We start from the raw sequence: 16,913 nt of genomic DNA on the forward strand, positions 1-16,913 counted from the left end.
TGATCCGAATCTTCGCGCGTTTTCCGATCGACCGCGACACCTTTTAGAGACGCGAGTGCATCCTTTTCGTCACGCAGCAACCACTGAGACAAGCATCACGCAATAATGGGAAGTGACGATTCCCCGTCTCCGGTGTCTACGCGGTGCGCGGCGGAGGAGGTGCTGTGACCACGACAGAAGCGGTTCCCGACATCGCACTCGATGACGCGACGCTGGTGAGCAGGGCACGTGACGGCGACGCGAGAGCCTATGAACAGCTAGTTATCCGCTATCAAACGCGAATGTTCCGTCTCGCGATCAAAATGCTCGCTGATCGGGCCGACGCCGAGGATGTCGTGCAAGAGGTGTTCCTGACGGCCTGGCGACGGCTCCCGCAACTCGCGGTGGACGCCGCATTCGTCGGCTGGCTGTATCGCATGACGACGAATCGGTGCCTGAACGTGATCCGGGCGCGCCGCCCACGGGTCGACATCGACCCGGACGCCACCGAATCGCCGCGCTCGGACGCGCAACCCGAGCACGCCGCGCAGGTGAGCGGCCAGTTGGCCGCGTTGAACGAGGCGCTGGACGCCCTGACCCCCGGACAGCGGGCGTGCTGGTTGCTGAGGGAATTGGACGGACTGTCCTACGAGGAGATCGGAGAGATCGTGGGCGCGAACACCACCGCGGTGCGCGGCCGTATAGCACGGGCGCGGGCCCAGCTGGCCGAGGTGATGACGCCGTGGCGATGAACAGCACGACCGAGGACAAGGAATACCGACTGCCCTGCGGCCGCGAACTGGAACAGGTCTGGGATCGCCTCGACGTCGTCGAGGCCGGATTCGGCGATGAGCACGAGATCACATGCCCGTATTGCGCGGCCGCCCGCGACAGCTTGCGCGCATTGCGTGCGGCGACCGCGGAACTGATCGAGGAACCCGAGCAGACGCCCCCCGATCTGTTCGGGCGCATCATGTCCGCGGTCCGCGCGGACGCGCGTCGCGGCCGTGCGCTGGACTTGCCGACGCCCGCGCCGGGCAAGGTCGAGGTGAGCGAGCAGGCCGTCGCCGCGGTCCTGCGCTATGCCGCCGACACCGTGCCCGGGGTCAGCGCCAGGCATTGCCGGGTGCGCGGTGTCGCCACGGCATCCAGCGGCGCGCACCGCGTCGAGGTGGAGCTGTCGGTCGCGATCGGTATCGGTCGGACGACCGTCGGCGCGGCGCTGCCCCTGGTCCGCGAACGGGTCGCCGCCGCGCTGAGCACCAGGGTCGGTCTGGTGCTCGACCGGCTGGACCTGGAGGTCGCCGACGTCATCGATGAGGAGGGGAGTATCCGATGATGACCCCCGGATCGCCCTCCGAGATCGTGATCGAACCGGCGGTCGTGGCCGCGGTGTCGGCGCGGGCGGCGCTGGCCACGCCCGGCGTGGTCCGGCTCGAACCCGGTATCCGCGGGCTGGTGTCGACCCTGGTGCGGGTGGGTAGACAGCGCTGGGCGGGTGCGGACCCGGTGCCGGCCGAGGGGGTCGTGGTGCGACGCGATGAGGACGGCGCCCTGCACGTCGGGATGAACGTCGTGCTCTCGGGCGATCGTCAGGTTGCGGCGGTCGGTTACGCGGTGCAACGGGAGGTCACGCGGGTGGTGTCGGAGCAGACCGGGGTCGTCGTGGCCGATGTATCGGTGTCCGTCCTCGATATCGAACCGGATTCGGCGTGACCTCCACGAATACCGCCGCCGATACCGCCGCCGCTGTCGGTGCCGTCATCGCCGCGCTGGAGACGCTGACGGGTATGCGCCCGTCGATGCCGCTCGGCGCGGAAACGCCGCGCTGGTGGCCGTGGGACGCCAGGGGCGGCGCCGTCGACCTTTCGCCCGGACGGGTCGAGGTGCGGGTGATCGCCGCCGCGCTGCCGTTGCCGCCGCTACTGGAGGAGACCATCGCCGCACTGCGCGCCGCGCTCACAGGCACCGCGTGGTCGGGAGCACGGTTGCGCGTGGTGGTGACCGAACTCGATGCCGCGGCTTTCGCCACGACGCCCGCTTCCGGCGAAGGAGTCACCTAGTTGACAGCGCGCGGACCGTGACGATCGGGCGCGGTCGGTGTCGTTTCGAACGAAATCCGATCAACCGCTGAATCCGAATGTCGACCAGGAGGAATCATGAACGCGACCACCACCGAGAATTCGGCCACCGATAAGGCCGCCGTCGAGCAGCAGACGAAGACGTCCTCCGGCGCGGCTGCTCCCGGCAGCGGGCTGGTGAGCGAGCAGGGAAACACGACCATCGCCGATATCGTCGTGCAGAAGGTCGCCGGTCTCGCCGCGCGCGAGGTGCGCGGAGTCCACGAACTCGGCGGGGGCGCTGCGCGGGCGTTCGGGATGATCCGCGATCGCATTCCTGGTGCGTCCGCCAGTATCGGGCAGGGCGTCTCGGTCGAGGTGGGGGAGACGCAGACGGCCGTCGACCTGGAGATCGTCGTCGAATACGGCGTGGCCATCGCGGAATTGGCGCGTGCGGTACGCCGCAACGTGATCAACGCGATCGAGCAGATGACCGGACTCACCGTCGTCGAAGTCAATATCAACGTCAACGATGTCTACATCCCGGGTGATGACGACGAGGAACCCGTCCGCACCGCCCGGGTGCAGTAGATGAGCCCGACGACGATCTGCCTGGCGGTCGGGCTCGCGCTCGGATTCGCCGCCGCCTTCGGCGGATTCGGCGCGTTCACGATGGTGCTGCTGTTCGGTCTGGTCGGGCTGCTGGTCGGGCGGTGGCTCGACGGTGAGCTCGACGTCGGCGGAATCATCCGGTCCGCGCAGCGCCGGGGTAGGCGATGACCGCCGCCGCGGGGGAACTGCCCGGACGCACCACGGTATCGCCTCGAGTTGTCCGGCGCATCGCCGCCCGGGCGGCCCGCGAGGTCGCGGGGGTCAGCGGTGATGTCGCCATCGAGGCCGAGATCAACGGCGGCCGAACATCATTGGATGTGCGCCTGCCCATCGGATACCCGCAGCCGATCACCCGCGTCACCGAGGCGTGCCGCGAACATGTGTCTCGCCGGACCGCGGAGTTGACCGGGCTCACGGTCACCGGTGTCGATATCGTCATCGCCGAGTTGACCACGGAAACAGTTGTCGGAAGGCAGATTCGGTGATTCGTCGATCTCGGCGAGTAATGCCCGCGGTCATCCTCGCGGTACTGTTGCTCGCCCTCTGCGTCGCGGTGGGGGTGTCGTTGGTCCAGCGTCTGCTGGGTGTGCGCGAATATCTGTCCTACGACACCGTCGCCACCGCACTGTATGAACACCACTGGAACGACTTGCCCGTATTGATCGTCGGCATCATCGCCGTCGTGTTCGGCGCTGTTCTGCTGGCCTCGGCGCTGTGGCCGGGAAAGCCTGTAGTGCTACCGATTTCGGATTCCCCGCAGCTGCGCGCCGGAGTCTCCCGCGCCGGTCTCCGGTCAACGCTGCGCAGTGCCGCCGGCACTGTGGAAGGCGTCGAACATCCTCGAATTCGACTGCGCGGCAATACAGTCACCGTTTACGGACAGGCTGAGCGCAGCAATACCGATGGTATCGCCGAGGAGGTCTGCGCCACCCTCACCCGCCGCGTCCAGGAAATCGGTGTGCCCGTGCGACGGGTGCGAGCCCGGTTACGCGGCCCGAGATCGAAAGGCCTCGCATGAGCGAGATCAATCGTCCTGCCCTGCTCAACCGGATTCTGCTCGGGACGGCGGGTCTGCTGCTGATCGTCGCTGGGGTCGCGCTCATCGCCGCCCATGACGGCCGCCTGCCTCGGGTCGACGCCGATTCGACCCTGGTCCCCGGCGACGAAGCGCCGCCCACCTGGGTCTTCTGGGCGGTGCTCGCGGGTGCGGTAGTACTCGGCCTGCTGTGCCTGCGCTGGCTGCTCGCCCAGTTGTTCCGCATGCCGAAATCGCGGACGTGGCGTACCCGCGGCGCCGAACGGGCGGGCACGACCTTCCTCGAATCGGCCACCGCCGCCGCCCCCGTCGCCACCGATATCGAGGCATACGACGACGTTCGCTCGGCCTCGGCCTGGCTCAGCGGCACCCGCGCCGCGCCCCAACTGCATCTGGTCGTGACCGCGCAACCGTCCGCCGATATCCCGGCATTGCGTCGACGCATCCTCGATCACGCGGTGGCCCGGATGCGTCAGGCGCTGGAGGTCGAGGTCATCCCGGTCACCCTGGAGTTGCGGTTCGAACAGGACCGTCGTCCCGCGCGGGTGCAATAAGCCGATCGCGGGCACGGTGTGTCTGTCGGACGCGGATGCCGGGTGCTCTCTGCCGACGGTGATCCATCCGGCCTGTACGGACATTCCCGCGGCATACGGTCGGGTTCCTGTCGGCAAGAGCCGCCGATGTCCGCCCAGACCGGTTGCGGACCCGTCAGTCGACGGCCTTGCCCCACCGTTTGCACCCCCGGCGGCATCATGGGCCCATGAGCGTCTTCCTACGGGGTGACCGGTGACCCGGCCGACCGATACGATGTCATCTGCCGACGGCGGTGCCGTGCACCTGCGCGTCGAAGGCCCGCACGACGCCGCTCCGGTATTGCTGGTGCACGGTTTCAGCGGCTCCCTGCACTGGTTCGACGATCTCGCGCGACTGCTGTGCACCGACCACAGAGTGATCCGCGTCGACCTGCGGGGACACGGCCGCACCGGCGGCGATACCGGCCTCGACCCGGAATCACAGTCGCGAGCGATCGCGTCCGTGCTCGAATCACTCGATGTCGACGGTGTGCTCGCGGTCGGCCATTCCTACGGGGCGGATGTGTCGCTCGCGCTGGCACGACGATCCGACCGGGTGCGCGCGGCGGCGATCATCGGACAGGCTCCCGATTACAGCCACGCGAACCTGCCGCGCGGTGGGGTGATCATGACACTGCCTGTAATCGGCGCGCTGCTGCATCGACTCAGCCCGCCCGCAGTCGTCCGCCTCGGGATGCGCACCGGTTTCGCACCGGGATTCCCGCCCGATAACGCCTTCGACGATCCGGACCGCCCGATCCGCGACCATCGCGCGATGAGCCCCGCCATGTATCGCGTCGTCCTCGCCGAGCGCCGGAGCCGTCTGGCCGCCGACCCGCTCGACGCCCAGGTACGCGCGCTCGGCAAACCGTGCCTGGTGATCCACGGCGACCGTGACCAGTTGTACGACCCCGTGCGCACCGCCGCCCGCTACGCCGCGGCGGGTGCGACGGTCGAAATCGTCTCCGGTGCAGGACATTCACCGAATATCGAACGGCCGCACGACGTCGCACGCATCATCGGGGCCTACCTCGAGCGTGAGGAGAAGGTGCTGTCTCCGTGAGCCGATCGCGAGGTGAACTGTTGTCCCGCAGGTCCTCTCGGGCGGTTCAGTGCCCGGCGATAGCGTTTCCGGGATCCGGTCGGGGGAGTCGTCCGCCGCGTCCGACCGCGGAAGTCGTCCTCCAACGTTGCCCGGGACGACAGGCGCGTGCGCGCTGTCCGCGGCCGCCTCGGTTCCCGTAGGCGCGAGGACTCCTCCGGGGCGATTCGCTCGGCCTGGATATCAGCAGCATTGGAAACGATCACGTTTCAGTTCTGTTCCACCCCGCCGCCGCCCTCGATTCCCCGGTCGCCCATGCGGGCCGACACCGGGCGGCTGTGTCCAATTGGACACAGCAGGCTCCGTGACCTGTCATCGCGACGGCGAGAAGCGGCGGGCGTGCCGGGCGAACGATCGCGGCGCGCCGCTGTATCGGCGGTGCGTCGGCGAATCAACGGAAGTGTGCGATACCCGTGCCAGACTGGGTTCCGCACAGTTCCAGCACACTCCTCATAACCGGAGGACTGTTCATGACGAATTCTGTTGCGCCACTCGATCTGCCCGAACCCCTCGTAATCACGCTGGGGAATCTCAAGGGCGGTGTCGGCAAGACCACCTCGGCCTTCTTCCTGGCCTCCTATTTCGCGCTCGTCCACGAACAGCGCGTTCTGGTGATCGATGCCGACCCGCTCAGTCAGACCGGCTACTCCTGGTATCGACGTCTCACCAGGGGGGAAATCCCGGTTCCCTTCGAACTCATCGCCTTCCCGTCGCGGCATGTCGATGACTGCGTCGCCGACAATGCCAAGGCATTCGACGTCATCATCGTCGACGCGGGCGGTGAATCGGCCGAGATTTTCAAGGCCGCGATTCCGGTGAGTGATGAACTCATTCTCCTGACCAGTGTCAGCCCGTCGGAGGTGAAACGAGTGCCGAGCACCTATCGCGCCGCCGAAGAGGCCGCCGCGGGCAGCGGACGCGAGATCCGTGTCCGCGTCCTGATGACGAAAGTGCCGGTGACCATGAAGAAAGGCGTGAACGTATCCACCGAATACCGCACGCAGCGCCGAAATCTGGAGGACGCCGGATACGAGGTATTCAGCTCCTATCTCAGTTCCTGGAAGTGGTATCGCGAGGCGGCCGATGGGGAAGTCGGTGACGGCGCCGAGAACCCGATCGAGGATCTGGCCGAATACCGGCAGGTCGGCGACGAGTTGGTCAGCCCGTATCGGGCCGTCGTGGAGGTGCCCGCCTGATGCCTCCGCAGCGTAGGAAGGGCACGATCGGCGGCGGTTCGGCGAATCCCCTGGCGGATACCGCTGAACACACCCCGCCGGTATCCCCGCTGCGCGACGCGCAGTGGCGACGCGTCGAATCGGCGCAACCGGTGGAACCGGCGAATGTACTGACCATGCCCCTGCCGGAAGCCGAGGGAGACGGACCGCTCAGCGATCGCGAACAGCAGCAGCTGAACGCGTGCGAATCCTCCATCGACAGCCTGCGGATCGCGTTCTGGGCGGCGGGCAGGGCGCTGCAAATCGTGCGCGACGGGCGGTTGTATCGCAGCGAGCACGCGACGTTCGACGATTACGTCGAGCAGCGCTGGGATATGCAGCGCTCATACGCACACAAACTCATTCGCGCCTGGCCGCTGGCCGCGCGGCTGCACCCCGTCGCGCCTGCCATCAACGAAGGTCAGGTCCGCGAGCTGCTGACCGTGGCGGCCGAGCACGGTGAGGACGCGGCGGTCGCCGTGTACACCACATTGGCCGACGCGCCTGAGGTCAAGGTCACCGCGGGCAAGTTGCGCGAGGCGGTGGCGGTACTGCCCGCGCACTGCGGAGAGGCCGAGGTGAAACTGCGTTTGCAGGCCTGGCTGCGCGGTGAAGTGGGGTCGGAGACCGACGGGCCCGCCATCGATCTGTTCTCCACCATGGAAACGCGGCTGGCCGCGCTGACCCGCCGGGTGGTCAAGGGATCCGGCGAAGATCCGGTCGCCGCGCGCGAATTCGCCGCGCGCCTGCGCTCCCTCGCCGAACAGATCGAGGAGCAGATCACCGCCTGAACGGTCCTACGGGAATGCCCCGCGGTGCGTTGAACAACGCCGCGGGGCATTTATGTATAGAAACCATTAATGCGAATATCGTTACGATTCTTTATTTGTTCGTTATCTATTTATTGCGTGTTTGTCTTTGACCTATACGTGATCTGCCGAAAGATGGACGTTCGGATCCGCTGGACCGGGATCAGATCACCGTGATGTTTTTCGAATCAATTCGAAGGCCGTGGTGAACACCGCAAGTCCGCCATCGGCCGACGATGTGAGCATCGGAGGACCGAATCATGGCATCACCCGAAGACGTCCGATATTCTCGCTGGCTGCGCCGCGCGATCATGCTGGTCATCGGCGCCGCAGCCGCCGCCCTGGGAACCCTTCTGCTGACCGCCGCCCCGGCGTCGGCGCGGTCGGTGACCATCCCGGGAGTCGGCACAATCGACATTCCGGATCAAATTTCGGCACCAGCGATAGAGGCTCCTCGGTTCGAAATAGCACCTGAGAAAATGGAAATCACGCCGACCGGTACTCCTTCGGATGCGCCGGTTATCGCCGAAATGGAGTTCGGTGCGCAGCCCGCGATGGCCCGGCGTGCGCTGCTCGGGGGTGAGCCAAGGAACCAGCAGGTCATCGAGTTCGACGTGCTGCCGGAGGTCGAGCGACTTCTGCCGTTCGCCTTCCCCGGCCTGGATTTCGACACCTCCGGCGGTGAACCGGCCGCATCGGCTCCCGACCAGCTGACCAGCGCGCCCGCCCCTCGTATCGAATTCGGCGCTTACCCGGGCACCGATCTGTCCGGGGAAATCATCGAGCTCGGCGCGCTGCCCGGTGCCGCCGACTTCCCGCCCTTCGCGGAGACACGAATCGGTGCGAGCGCCCCGGCCGCGGCACAGCCCTCCCGCATCGCCGATACGGGATTCGATATCACCGCCTCGACCGGAGGCCGACAGTTCCGTCCGGCGACCACGCCCGGTTTCGGAGTCGGCTCGCTGCCCGGCGTCACAGAGCTCGCTGGTCTCGCCCGCACCGCGTTGGGCACGCTGCCCAGCACCGACCGGTCTTCGATACTCGGCGGGATCGGAATCGGCGCGACCCCCGCGCCCGGCGCCGGACAGTTCTCGCCATTCGCGGGGTTCGATATCAGCAGCCTGCCCGGTGTCATGCCGTCCCCCGCTGTCACTCGCGGCACCTCGGCGGGCGTGACCACCCTGCCCGCCGCGGCCCGGCTCGATGTCGGCAGCCCGGGTGCAGCGCCGTTCCCGGCGGTGGCCGGGATCGATGTCGCCGCCCTGCCTGTAATCGGGCCGCTCGCCGATCTCGCCGGAACCCGAACCGGATTCGGCGCCATGCCCTGGTTCGGAGGTCCCGAGATCTCGGTCGACACCGACACGCGGCCCGCGATCGCGCAGTACCCGTCGACCGATGACGAGTCGCTGACATCGGGATTCGCCGAACAGCTCGCGCCTCGTGCGGCAACCCGCGCCGAAATCGCCGCGAGCCCGGCCCAAGGCACAACCCTCGGCGAAGCGCTGTCGGGCCTGCCGTTCGCCGAAGCGCTGCCCAGCATGCCGTTCGGTGAATTGCTCGAATTCGCCATGCCCACAGAACTTTTCGGCTTCCCGCTGCCGTCCCTCGGGGATGTGCTCGACGGCCGACCACAGGTGCCCGCTCCGTACGTCGCACCAGAAAAGTCCTCCGGCGAACTCGCCGTCGAGGCCGCGCGCGGCAAGCTCGGCACGAACTACGGCATGGGCGGAACCGGTCCCGACACCTTCGACTGCTCGGGCCTGGTGCAGTGGTCCTACGCGGAAGCCGGCGTCGCCACGCCGCGCACCAGCTACGACCAATTGGCCGCCGGTACCCCCGTCTCCCGTGAGGACCTTCAGCCCGGCGACCTGGTCTCCTACTACGGAGGCGGCCACTCCGCGCTCTACGAAGGCGACGGCAAGGTGATCCACGCCTCCACCTACGGCGTCGGTGTCACCGAATCACCCGTCGATTCCATGCCTTTCGCCGGTGCTCGCCGTTTCTGAGCGTTCCCCCCGTCCGCCGGAAAACATTCATCGACCGACCTCGACGGGCCCGATCCCGCATGACGGATCGTGCCCGTCGGATTCAGCGCCCGGAGCGCCGGGCACCTGGTTGCCATAGACAACGCACGCCTCGGCGTCGGCGTCGGAGTCGGAGTCGGAGTCGGCGGGGATAGCACGGAATCGCTGAAACCAACTGGTGCAAAAAAGATTTCACTATGCGAAAAGGTTTTCGACCGGCCGGGCGCGGCATCCGATAGTTCAGCGCTGAGTAATCGTGTCGGATGTCAGTAGTTACACAGTTTCACCCACTCATCGTCGCTGTCCCTGTTGTCGCGGACGAACAGACCCGCATCATCGATGTAGGGGACAGCGATATCGAAATCACCGCTGCGGTAGACCATCCACTTGTTCTTCCTGCCCTCGAGGAATCTCGCATCGCCCGCGCCTTCGAGGAATCCGTCGAAGTCGAAGTCGTGGTCCTCGTCCTCGATTGTATTGTTCGAGATGTACGCGTACTGATAGGTGTAGGCGTAGAAGTAGCCCCAACCTTTGATCGTTCCCGAGCAACTCCCCGAGTTCGACGACGAAAAAGACTTCGCCTGAGCGGTTCCCGCGCCGATGGTCATGGCCAGAGCCAATACCGACAATGCCAACAGTATTCGTTTCATGGATCCCCACCCTCGTCTCGACGGGCCGGATGCTCGTCGATCGTTGCCGCGAAGGTATCCGTCCCCGGCAAGTGAATTCTTAACGGAAAGTTACAGCGCACCGAGCGCGCGGCCCGGAGCCCCGGACCAATTTCCCATGTTCGATGTGCCCGACAGGGCACCGGCGGATCGCATCTGACCTGGGGCTTCTCGATATGGTCAGCAGGTCGTCCAGCAGTGCCTGCTGCTCGTTGATCTTTGATGGATGCCGAGGGCGCCTTCGTAGGCATGCTTCAGCGGGCCGGGACCGAGCGCTGGAGACGAAACCGGTTCTGCTGATCCTCATTCGCTCTGACCTGTTGATGATGGAGACGCTGAACAACTATGGACGCCCGTTCCACCAGCACGGGGCGGGAAATGGTGCTGGGTCCGCTCAACCCTGCGGAAGTAGGCGAGATGCTGGGCCTCGATCCCGCGCGGCCGGTGGATCGGAGCGACCCCGCTGCGGCGGTCGCCGGGGATCCGGTGAAGTGGTTGGAGAATTCTCCGTTCGAACGGCACGATCTCGCGGCGCTGCACCGGCGCCGCGATGGCCCCCGGCCCCGTGCCGGTGACGGCTGTCGCGCGTAGCGGGACCGACTGTGCAGGGCTCCACGCTGCGTACGGTCCGGCGGATCTTCTTGCGGCGTGGTCTTCCTGATTCCGGCCGCGCCGGGCCCGGTGTCCCCGGCGGCCGGACGACCCGGCAGTAACGGGTCGATCACTGCTCACAACTCGTCGTCCACGATCTGCGGTGCCTCCACGACGAAAAAGACCGCACCGCAACAACAGTCAAGTCCGTGGCGTGCTGCGGTCCTACCCGGTCGGGGAGCCGAAGTCGGCGCTGTTCGGGCGGCAAGCAGCGGAATTGTCAACCAAGTCATATTACGCCGCGATGGTCGCTACTACGAAGGCGGCAAGCGGAAAATAGATAACCTCCGATATAATACCCGCAATAGCCTCCTTTTTGGAGTAGTTCGGCATGAATGTCTGACCTATTTCTGTAAATGCAAACATTACGAACCAGGTGAAGCCGTATAGAAGCCAGTGGTCGGCAATATTATCTTTGCCGAGATAGAACAAACTAGTAAAGCCTATTGTGGTGCCGATTTTTTGGAGCAGCACACCAGCAAAAAAGCTGAGCTTTTTCTCTGGTTCCTTCAGGCCAAAAAGTGCTGTAAATATTGCATAGATCAGAATCGGCACGATAAAGATGATGGCGAGAGTCGATGTGAAGCTCAACAGTATACTCACGCGCCCATGGTACAGCAGAAAGGCTGAACCGGATCTAGCGTTAGAAAACTGCCTTGCTTCCGGATTGTTTATGGGTCGTAATGGTGCGGCAACAGTAGCTCATGAACGCGCAGTGCTGCGCCGAATATCTTGTCGTAGTAGTGCTTTCGTCATATCGCAGACTCGAATATCATCATCGAGTGGTGTTCTCTTGGTGAATTATGCAAACATTACACGCCGATAATGCGACTGAGCTAGAAAAGCGGCAGTTGAAACTGAATGACCGGCTCGAGTTGCCGACAAGCGGCAATGATCGGTCCCGGGTAACGGCCGCTTATCTGTGGGGCTTGGCTCGACGTGTTGAACAGTATTAAAGAGGGATGGCGGCTCGCGACAGGAATTGCTGAAATATACCCACTTATGACGGCGGCTTACTCGCCGATAGGTAGGTTGCTCGCATCTTGTTCGTCCGCACGAATGGGTGGCGTGCCGCGGTCCTACCGGATCGGGGAGCCGAAGTCGGCACTGTTCAGGCGGCAACCGGTCGAACCAGTGATAACCGTCGCGCGCTTACTGGCGACTTTGATGATCACACCGTCCGCGCTGGTGAACCACACATCGTGCACGGCAGGGCGGTCACCGTCGGCGGGCGCATTCGCCAGCACCTGGACCGCGGTCGCACCGGCGGTCGCCGCTATCACGCGGGCACGCTCGAGGAAGACGTTCCACGACGCCTCCGGCACCGGACCATCCGCGTAGAAATCTTGCAGGATATGGTTTCGCCCCTTGGTCCGGTCGAAGGGAGCGGCACAGTCCAGAGTCGAACTGGAACGGACATATTCGAACACGAGACGTGGATCGATCTGATTACCCGCTGCGGCGATCTGCTCGACCACCGAACGGACCTGCTCTATCGAAGTCTCCATCGTCGGCCTCGTGAGCAGGGTTTCGGCGGCCCGCGCGGTTTCCGTCGGGCCGGATGGCTCACTCGAATTGTCACTCGACACATACACTCCCACGATAGTCAGCAATGCCAGCAGTGGCGCGATCGCGATCGCAGCCAGAGCCGACAGGGTTGCTCTCGTCTTTTTCGTCATCGTCAGCCGTTGGGACTGATGGCATTGCTCGGAATACCCGCGACAACGGCTGCCAGGTTGTAGCCGGATCGGTGCAACGCACCGGTCGACGGGTCGGTTCGTGGGTATTCCGAATGGCCGGTGGCGCCGGTGTATTCGGTGCCGTCGACCGTTATCTCCTCGGTGCTGAGATGGGTGACCCAGGGCATCCGGTTCGGGCTGCGTCCGAATGCGTTGGCACTGGCCACGCCGTCGTTGCGTTCGCTCATCTCGTAGACGTGGCCGGACTGTAGTCCGAGATCCGCCGCGGAGCCGACCTCGTCGTTGATTCCGGTGGCATTGGACAACCAGCCCAGCGGCTGTGACAACTGCATGGGTACCGGCAGGTCGGCGCCGAGGCCCGGGGAGCCGTAGAAGACGACGTCGTCGACGGCGTTGCCGCTCTCTTGCAGCGCCTGACTGGTGGCCAGGGAGCCGTACGAATGGCCGAGAGCGGTGATGTGCGGGTCGTTCTTGTTGCTCGCGGTGTCGAGTCCTTCGTAGAAGTTCGCCAACGGCTTCGCGGCTTCGTCGGCGCGTCCCTCGAACGCGACATTGCCGATGTCGAGCGCGTTTTTCTGCGGCGGGTCGTAGCCGATCCAGGCGACCGCGGCAACGGACTCGTTCCCCTTCTCCTGCAATTGCAGCTGGCGCTCGGCCTCGCGCTGCAATGTTTCCGCCTCACCCACCATGCCGCCGAGGGATTCGCGGGCGTTGGTGCTCAACCCTGGCGTCGCGACCGATATATGGTCCGCGTTGTCCGGATCACCGACCGCGACGGCGGCGCGGACCTGACGCCCGCTCTGCGTGTCCAACATCAGCAGTTTTCGCGGTGTTTGCGGACTACCGCCGGAGTTCGCGGGCGGATTGATCGCGGACTGCACGGCTTTGACATCCGCGAGACGCTGTTGGCGATCCTCCAGTCGCTGTGCCAGGCCGTCCGCCTTGGGGTTCGCGTTGACCTGCGAGGTGAGTGTGTCGACGTCGCGCTGCAATCGCGCCTGCTCGGTGCGCAGCACTTCCCGGTTGGCCCGATCCCGGACGTCGGCGGGCAGGCCGTCGAGATTGCCGATGGCGGCGGGCTGTGTGCTGAGCACGAGGGCTTTCTCCTCGTTGGTCAGCGAATCCCAGTACTTTCGGTTCTCCTCGGCGGTGCCGCTCCTCGGCGGTGTTTTCACCGTGGGTGTCGCGGTGTGGGAACCGTTGCCGAACGCCGCTCCGTCGGGCAGGTTCGCGAAGGCGGTCTCGATACTCTTGGTGGTGGCGGTATCGGCGTCGGCCGCCGTGTTCAGCGCCTGTTTCAGCGCTGCGGTCTGGGCGTCGGCGTCGAGGATCAGTGCGGCGATGGCCGTGCTGTAGCGGTTCGCGTCGCCATCGACCGAGGAGTAGATCCGCTGCTTGACCGTCTCGGGGATCTCGCAGGTGCCATCGTCCTTCACGGCCAACGACTTGCTCTCGGCGGTGGCTTTCACCGACTCCACGCGTGAACGCGCCGAGGCGAAGGCGAACTGGCCGAGCCGGGCCGCGTCGCACGCGATCTCCTGAGCCTCGACGACCTTCAGCGTCTGGGTGCGCACCTGCTCGAATCGGGTGCGCATGGCCTCGCCCGCCGCGCCCTTCCAACTGTCGTAGGATCCGTCGACCGCACGCCACTGGGTATCGAGGGCGGTGCGCAGTTCGGCGGCCTGCCGCTCCCATTCGGTGGCTTGCGCGCCGAGCGCTTCCGGCCGCCACGCCAGTACCTGCGGCACGGTCGCATTCTTGCTCACCGGGGGGCCTAGCCCTGGTTCGAGATGGCCTGACCGCTCGCCGAATCACGTTGCTGGAAGGCGATGATCGCGGCGACCGCCGATCCGCCCAACTCCATGAGCGCGGTGCCGGCCGAGCCCATCGCCTTGTCGGCCGAGCGCGCGCCGTACCTACACGCCCCACCCACATCGGCGCCGGGAAAACCGTCCGAGATCCCATCGGCGACCGCGCCGCCGCGGCCGATGACGGTCACGCACTGGCCGCTCGTGCCCAGTCCATCTGCCAACGCCCGCACAGAATCCGGGTCCAGAACGAGATCGTCATACCCACCCACACCTGCTCCCTCAGGTCGACTGGATCACGCCGTCGCGGCAACTATAGACTGCCTCGAATCAGGCACGAAGGGGGAATTCGCCGCATGTCCGATATCGACCCGCTCTTCGGACAGATCGACCGGTTGCAGGAAGCGCTGCGCGACACGAGCAGCCGGTCCGAGAACTATTACGCCCGAATAGAAGTCGGCGGCGACAGCGCGCTGCGCGCGATCCGCCTGACCGACCGGGGGCGCGAGCTCGATCCCGACGTGCTGTGCGCGGAGATCGTGCGCCTGCACGCGGAGGCCGTCGAGGCGTCTCGCACGGCGATATCCGCGGCCATCGCCCACATCGAGAACGACCCTCGCCTACGCACGCTCACTGAGCTCCGCACCGACGCCCTGAACAGCGGATATCCCGGCCCGGCCGATTCCGTGGGCCCCGATTCCTTCTGCGCCGGGTCGCCGGAACAGGAGACGGCGTTCAGCCGGTTCGCGCGCGAGACGCTCTCGACTGTCCCGTCCGAGCCGGACTCACGCCACCGCGAGCCGACGCTGGACGAGGAGGAGATGGACCGGTACTACCAGCGAAAGAGTTGGCTGGAGTAGCGGCACGGCGACTGACGCAGCACGGGCAGCGGTATCGGGGGACCCCGACTGTGAGGTTCCCCCGCTTTCTCGGAGGGCTTACCTTACGCACGAAAAAGGCGCACAATGATTTGCGTACACCGGCTTCAAGGTTTGTGATCGGTGGGTAGTTGGATGCCCGCCGACAACATTCGGACGGGCATCCTCCGTGATGACAGCGTCCCTACACCGGGCCGTGGCCCTGGCTTCACCGTCGGCAGCGCGGCCCGCGCGCCACGCCATACTCAACGCCGGGCACCGCGAATGCTGCCTGCAGCGACTCCGAGCCGCCTTCGCCAGTTCGGTACTACCAATAGATAGGAAACGCCATGTCAGAGCAGAACAAGGCCGCCGCCAAGCGCGTCTTCGACGCTTGGAACATGCGAGACCTCGACGCATTCGAGGAGGTAGTCGCGGTCGACTACATCGACCACGATCCACAGAATCCGTTCGCCGATACCCACGGCCCCGACGGTGTCAAACAGCTCGCGCAGATGTACCTCGCCGCGTTCTCGGATCTACGGTTCCTTGTCAACGAACAGATCGCCGAAGGTGACTTTGTCACTACCCGATGGACGGCTACCGGAACCAATGACGGCGAGATGATGGGTATGCACGCGACAGGCAAATCGTCTGTCGTTCAAGGAATTACGATTAGTCGCTTCCGGGACGGCAAGGCCGTCGAAGGCTGGGTATGCTGGGATGCGCTCGGGATGATGCAGCAGCTCGGCGTCGTCCAGCCGGCGCGCTCTGCGGCAACCTGAGTTGTGACGTCGGCCGCGCACTACCTCGAGCGCTGGTCGTCGTTGGGTTCGTGGAAGTCGCCCCGTGGGTAGCATGAGCCAATGGTCGTGCCGAGCACGTCGCGCGCTGAGCGCCCCGACCTTCCTGAGTCCATGACGTGGGAAGAGCTCGAGAAGCTGCCTGACTCACGAAATCGAACGCTGTGCTCGTGACGAGATGTCGTCGCATCCGCAACAATGCTGGCGGGTGAACCTCGAGACCGATGTCTTTTTCGGGTATGCGGGCAAGTCCGACTTCGTGACACCGGACTTCATGATGCGCCGTTGTCTTCCGCCGGGGGCCGATGTTCGCGCAGCGGACACGGTCCTGGTCGGCGAGGTGCTCTCACCGTCGAATACCCCAGCCGACATCGAAGCGAATTTCCTTGGTCGGCGCTGGATTTCTGATAATCAACATTGCCGCGCGGGTGCTGGCCGCACTGTTGCATGGCAGGTGGATTGCTTCGGCCAGTCCTGAATCCCGGTGAGTTGCCGTCCCGGTTGCCCATGTTCTGTATCTCGTATCGGCTGGCTTGCGGATTCGGACATGCCGAAACAATGGGTGGCCCAGTCCACCGAGACATCGTCGCGCGGCGCCCCGCCGCCATGCGGCCGCTGGGCCAGGTAAGCCACGCCGCCGCGACAGCATCCCGCAGATGCTCGCGGGCATCAGCGGCGGTGACAGCCGCAGTCAGTTCGGATAGGCCGTTCCGTGCGGACAAGTCTGCGACGAACGCGTCGAAAAGACCTGCCCGGGAACCGAAATCGGCATAGGCCGTCGAGCGTGACACTTGGGCCGACCGCGCGACTTTGTCCAAGCTCAACGGTTCGGTCGGCGCCTGTCGCAACTGGTCGGCCACCGTGTCGAGGATGCGGCGTCGCGTCCGCTCGGCTGCCTCGGCGCGGGCGCGCTGGTCGTACTCGCGCTTTGTCGGACCTGCCATCTTCCCATATTCGCTTGACAACCTGTCCGGCTAAAGCGCAGTCTTTCATCTGACAGGTTGTATTGCGAAATGGA

22 protein-coding genes and 1 pseudogene are annotated in these 16,913 nt (G+C 65.3%); 17 read left to right on the plus strand and 6 right to left on the minus strand.

Translation table 11 applies throughout. The annotated features are described in order from the left end of the window. The first annotated feature begins 164 nt into the window (after positions 1-164). The 13 genes from ABZS43_RS30255 to ABZS43_RS30315 all read left to right on the plus strand — a co-directional run bounded on the left by ABZS43_RS30255 (position 165) and on the right by ABZS43_RS30315 (position 9,390). On the plus strand, positions 165-731 hold the full coding sequence (locus ABZS43_RS30255) for a sigma-70 family RNA polymerase sigma factor (RefSeq protein ID WP_355039390.1): 567 nt from the start codon (positions 165-167) through the stop codon (positions 729-731). Further along, entirely contained in the window at positions 728-1,318 is a 591-nt protein-coding gene (locus ABZS43_RS30260; protein WP_355039391.1) for an Asp23/Gls24 family envelope stress response protein, read from the plus strand. Before ABZS43_RS30255 ends, ABZS43_RS30260 begins: the two co-directional genes overlap by 4 nt. Next, positions 1,318-1,695 (plus strand): Asp23/Gls24 family envelope stress response protein, encoded by a 378-nt coding sequence (locus tag ABZS43_RS30265; protein WP_355039392.1) that lies wholly within the window; start codon positions 1,318-1,320, stop codon positions 1,693-1,695. Before ABZS43_RS30260 ends, ABZS43_RS30265 begins: the two co-directional genes overlap by 1 nt. Further along, entirely contained in the window at positions 1,692-2,042 is a 351-nt protein-coding gene (locus ABZS43_RS30270; RefSeq protein ID WP_355039393.1) for a hypothetical protein, read from the plus strand. Before ABZS43_RS30265 ends, ABZS43_RS30270 begins: the two co-directional genes overlap by 4 nt. 96 nt (positions 2,043-2,138) lie before the next feature. Continuing rightward, the gene (locus tag ABZS43_RS30275; RefSeq protein WP_355039394.1) at positions 2,139-2,630 is read left to right on the plus strand and encodes an Asp23/Gls24 family envelope stress response protein; all 492 of its coding nucleotides are present in this window, start codon (positions 2,139-2,141) and stop codon (positions 2,628-2,630) included. After that, positions 2,631-2,819 (plus strand): hypothetical protein, encoded by a 189-nt coding sequence (locus ABZS43_RS30280; protein ID WP_355039395.1) that lies wholly within the window; start codon positions 2,631-2,633, stop codon positions 2,817-2,819. Continuing rightward, complete coding sequence (locus tag ABZS43_RS30285; protein WP_355039396.1) at positions 2,816-3,136, plus strand: Asp23/Gls24 family envelope stress response protein; 321 nt, start codon at positions 2,816-2,818, stop codon at positions 3,134-3,136. The genes ABZS43_RS30280 and ABZS43_RS30285 overlap by 4 nt, the downstream gene beginning before the upstream one ends. A 20-nt stretch (positions 3,137-3,156) precedes the next feature. Then, positions 3,157-3,669, plus strand: coding sequence for a DUF6286 domain-containing protein (locus tag ABZS43_RS30290; protein WP_355039397.1), 513 nt, complete (start codon positions 3,157-3,159; stop codon positions 3,667-3,669). After that, positions 3,666-4,241 carry an alkaline shock response membrane anchor protein AmaP gene (locus ABZS43_RS30295; RefSeq protein WP_355039398.1) on the plus strand — a complete coding sequence of 192 codons (576 nt, stop codon included), beginning with the start codon at positions 3,666-3,668 and terminating at the stop codon, positions 4,239-4,241. Before ABZS43_RS30290 ends, ABZS43_RS30295 begins: the two co-directional genes overlap by 4 nt. Positions 4,242-4,473: 232 nt before the next feature. Further along, positions 4,474-5,322, plus strand: a complete 849-nt coding sequence (locus ABZS43_RS30300; RefSeq protein ID WP_355039399.1) for an alpha/beta hydrolase — start codon at positions 4,474-4,476, stop codon at positions 5,320-5,322. A gap of 509 nt (positions 5,323-5,831) precedes the next feature. Continuing rightward, positions 5,832-6,557: a ParA family protein gene (locus tag ABZS43_RS30305; protein ID WP_355039400.1), complete on the plus strand. Its 726-nt coding sequence runs from the start codon at positions 5,832-5,834 to the stop codon at positions 6,555-6,557. After that, positions 6,557-7,366, plus strand: a complete 810-nt coding sequence (locus ABZS43_RS30310; protein WP_355039401.1) for a hypothetical protein — start codon at positions 6,557-6,559, stop codon at positions 7,364-7,366. The genes ABZS43_RS30305 and ABZS43_RS30310 overlap by 1 nt, the downstream gene beginning before the upstream one ends. A gap of 278 nt (positions 7,367-7,644) precedes the next feature. Next, entirely contained in the window at positions 7,645-9,390 is a 1,746-nt protein-coding gene (locus ABZS43_RS30315; protein ID WP_355039402.1) for an NlpC/P60 family protein, read from the plus strand. A gap of 284 nt (positions 9,391-9,674) precedes the next feature. On the opposite strand, the gene ABZS43_RS30320 is transcribed toward ABZS43_RS30315, so the two are convergent. Further along, positions 9,675-10,058, minus strand: a complete 384-nt coding sequence (locus tag ABZS43_RS30320) for a hypothetical protein (RefSeq protein WP_355039403.1) — start codon at positions 10,056-10,058, stop codon at positions 9,675-9,677. Positions 10,059-10,421: 363 nt separating this feature from the next. Here ABZS43_RS30320 and ABZS43_RS30325 point away from each other — a divergent pair, with 363 nt between their 5' ends. Then, positions 10,422-10,667 carry a hypothetical protein gene (locus tag ABZS43_RS30325; RefSeq protein ID WP_355039404.1) on the plus strand — a complete coding sequence of 82 codons (246 nt, stop codon included), beginning with the start codon at positions 10,422-10,424 and terminating at the stop codon, positions 10,665-10,667. A gap of 294 nt (positions 10,668-10,961) precedes the next feature. Here ABZS43_RS30325 and ABZS43_RS30330 read toward each other — a convergent pair whose 3' ends face one another. The 4 genes from ABZS43_RS30330 to ABZS43_RS30345 all read right to left on the minus strand — a co-directional run bounded on the left by ABZS43_RS30330 (position 10,962) and on the right by ABZS43_RS30345 (position 14,426). Beyond that, a complete protein-coding gene (locus ABZS43_RS30330) occupies positions 10,962-11,330 on the minus strand; it encodes a hypothetical protein (protein ID WP_355039405.1) in 369 nt (122 codons plus the stop codon). A 476-nt stretch (positions 11,331-11,806) separates the two neighbouring features. Further along, positions 11,807-12,406 carry an LppA family lipoprotein gene (locus ABZS43_RS30335; RefSeq protein ID WP_355039406.1) on the minus strand — a complete coding sequence of 200 codons (600 nt, stop codon included), beginning with the start codon at positions 12,404-12,406 and terminating at the stop codon, positions 11,807-11,809. A gap of 2 nt (positions 12,407-12,408) precedes the next feature. After that, entirely contained in the window at positions 12,409-14,193 is a 1,785-nt protein-coding gene (locus tag ABZS43_RS30340; protein WP_355039407.1) for an alpha/beta hydrolase, read from the minus strand. 8 nt (positions 14,194-14,201) lie between these two features. Beyond that, positions 14,202-14,426: a hypothetical protein gene (locus ABZS43_RS30345; protein ID WP_355039408.1), complete on the minus strand. Its 225-nt coding sequence runs from the start codon at positions 14,424-14,426 to the stop codon at positions 14,202-14,204. Between the two features lie 165 nt (positions 14,427-14,591). Here ABZS43_RS30345 and ABZS43_RS30350 point away from each other — a divergent pair, with 165 nt between their 5' ends. From ABZS43_RS30350 to ABZS43_RS30360, 3 genes are all read left to right on the plus strand, one after another. Continuing rightward, entirely contained in the window at positions 14,592-15,095 is a 504-nt protein-coding gene (locus tag ABZS43_RS30350) for a hypothetical protein (protein ID WP_355039409.1), read from the plus strand. 347 nt (positions 15,096-15,442) lie between these two features. Beyond that, positions 15,443-15,877: an ester cyclase gene (locus ABZS43_RS30355; RefSeq protein ID WP_355039410.1), complete on the plus strand. Its 435-nt coding sequence runs from the start codon at positions 15,443-15,445 to the stop codon at positions 15,875-15,877. 226 nt (positions 15,878-16,103) lie between these two features. Continuing rightward, entirely contained in the window at positions 16,104-16,373 is a 270-nt protein-coding gene (locus ABZS43_RS30360; protein WP_355039446.1) for a hypothetical protein, read from the plus strand. Between the two features lie 268 nt (positions 16,374-16,641). Here the strand turns inward: ABZS43_RS30360 and ABZS43_RS30365 are convergent. Further along, positions 16,642-16,839 (minus strand): annotated as a pseudogene (locus tag ABZS43_RS30365) (TetR/AcrR family transcriptional regulator); the annotation flags it as partial. Positions 16,840-16,913 lie beyond the last annotated feature (74 nt).

This window comes from Nocardia sp. NPDC005366, assembly GCF_040606855.1.
Taxonomy (GTDB): domain Bacteria; phylum Actinomycetota; class Actinomycetes; order Mycobacteriales; family Mycobacteriaceae; genus Nocardia.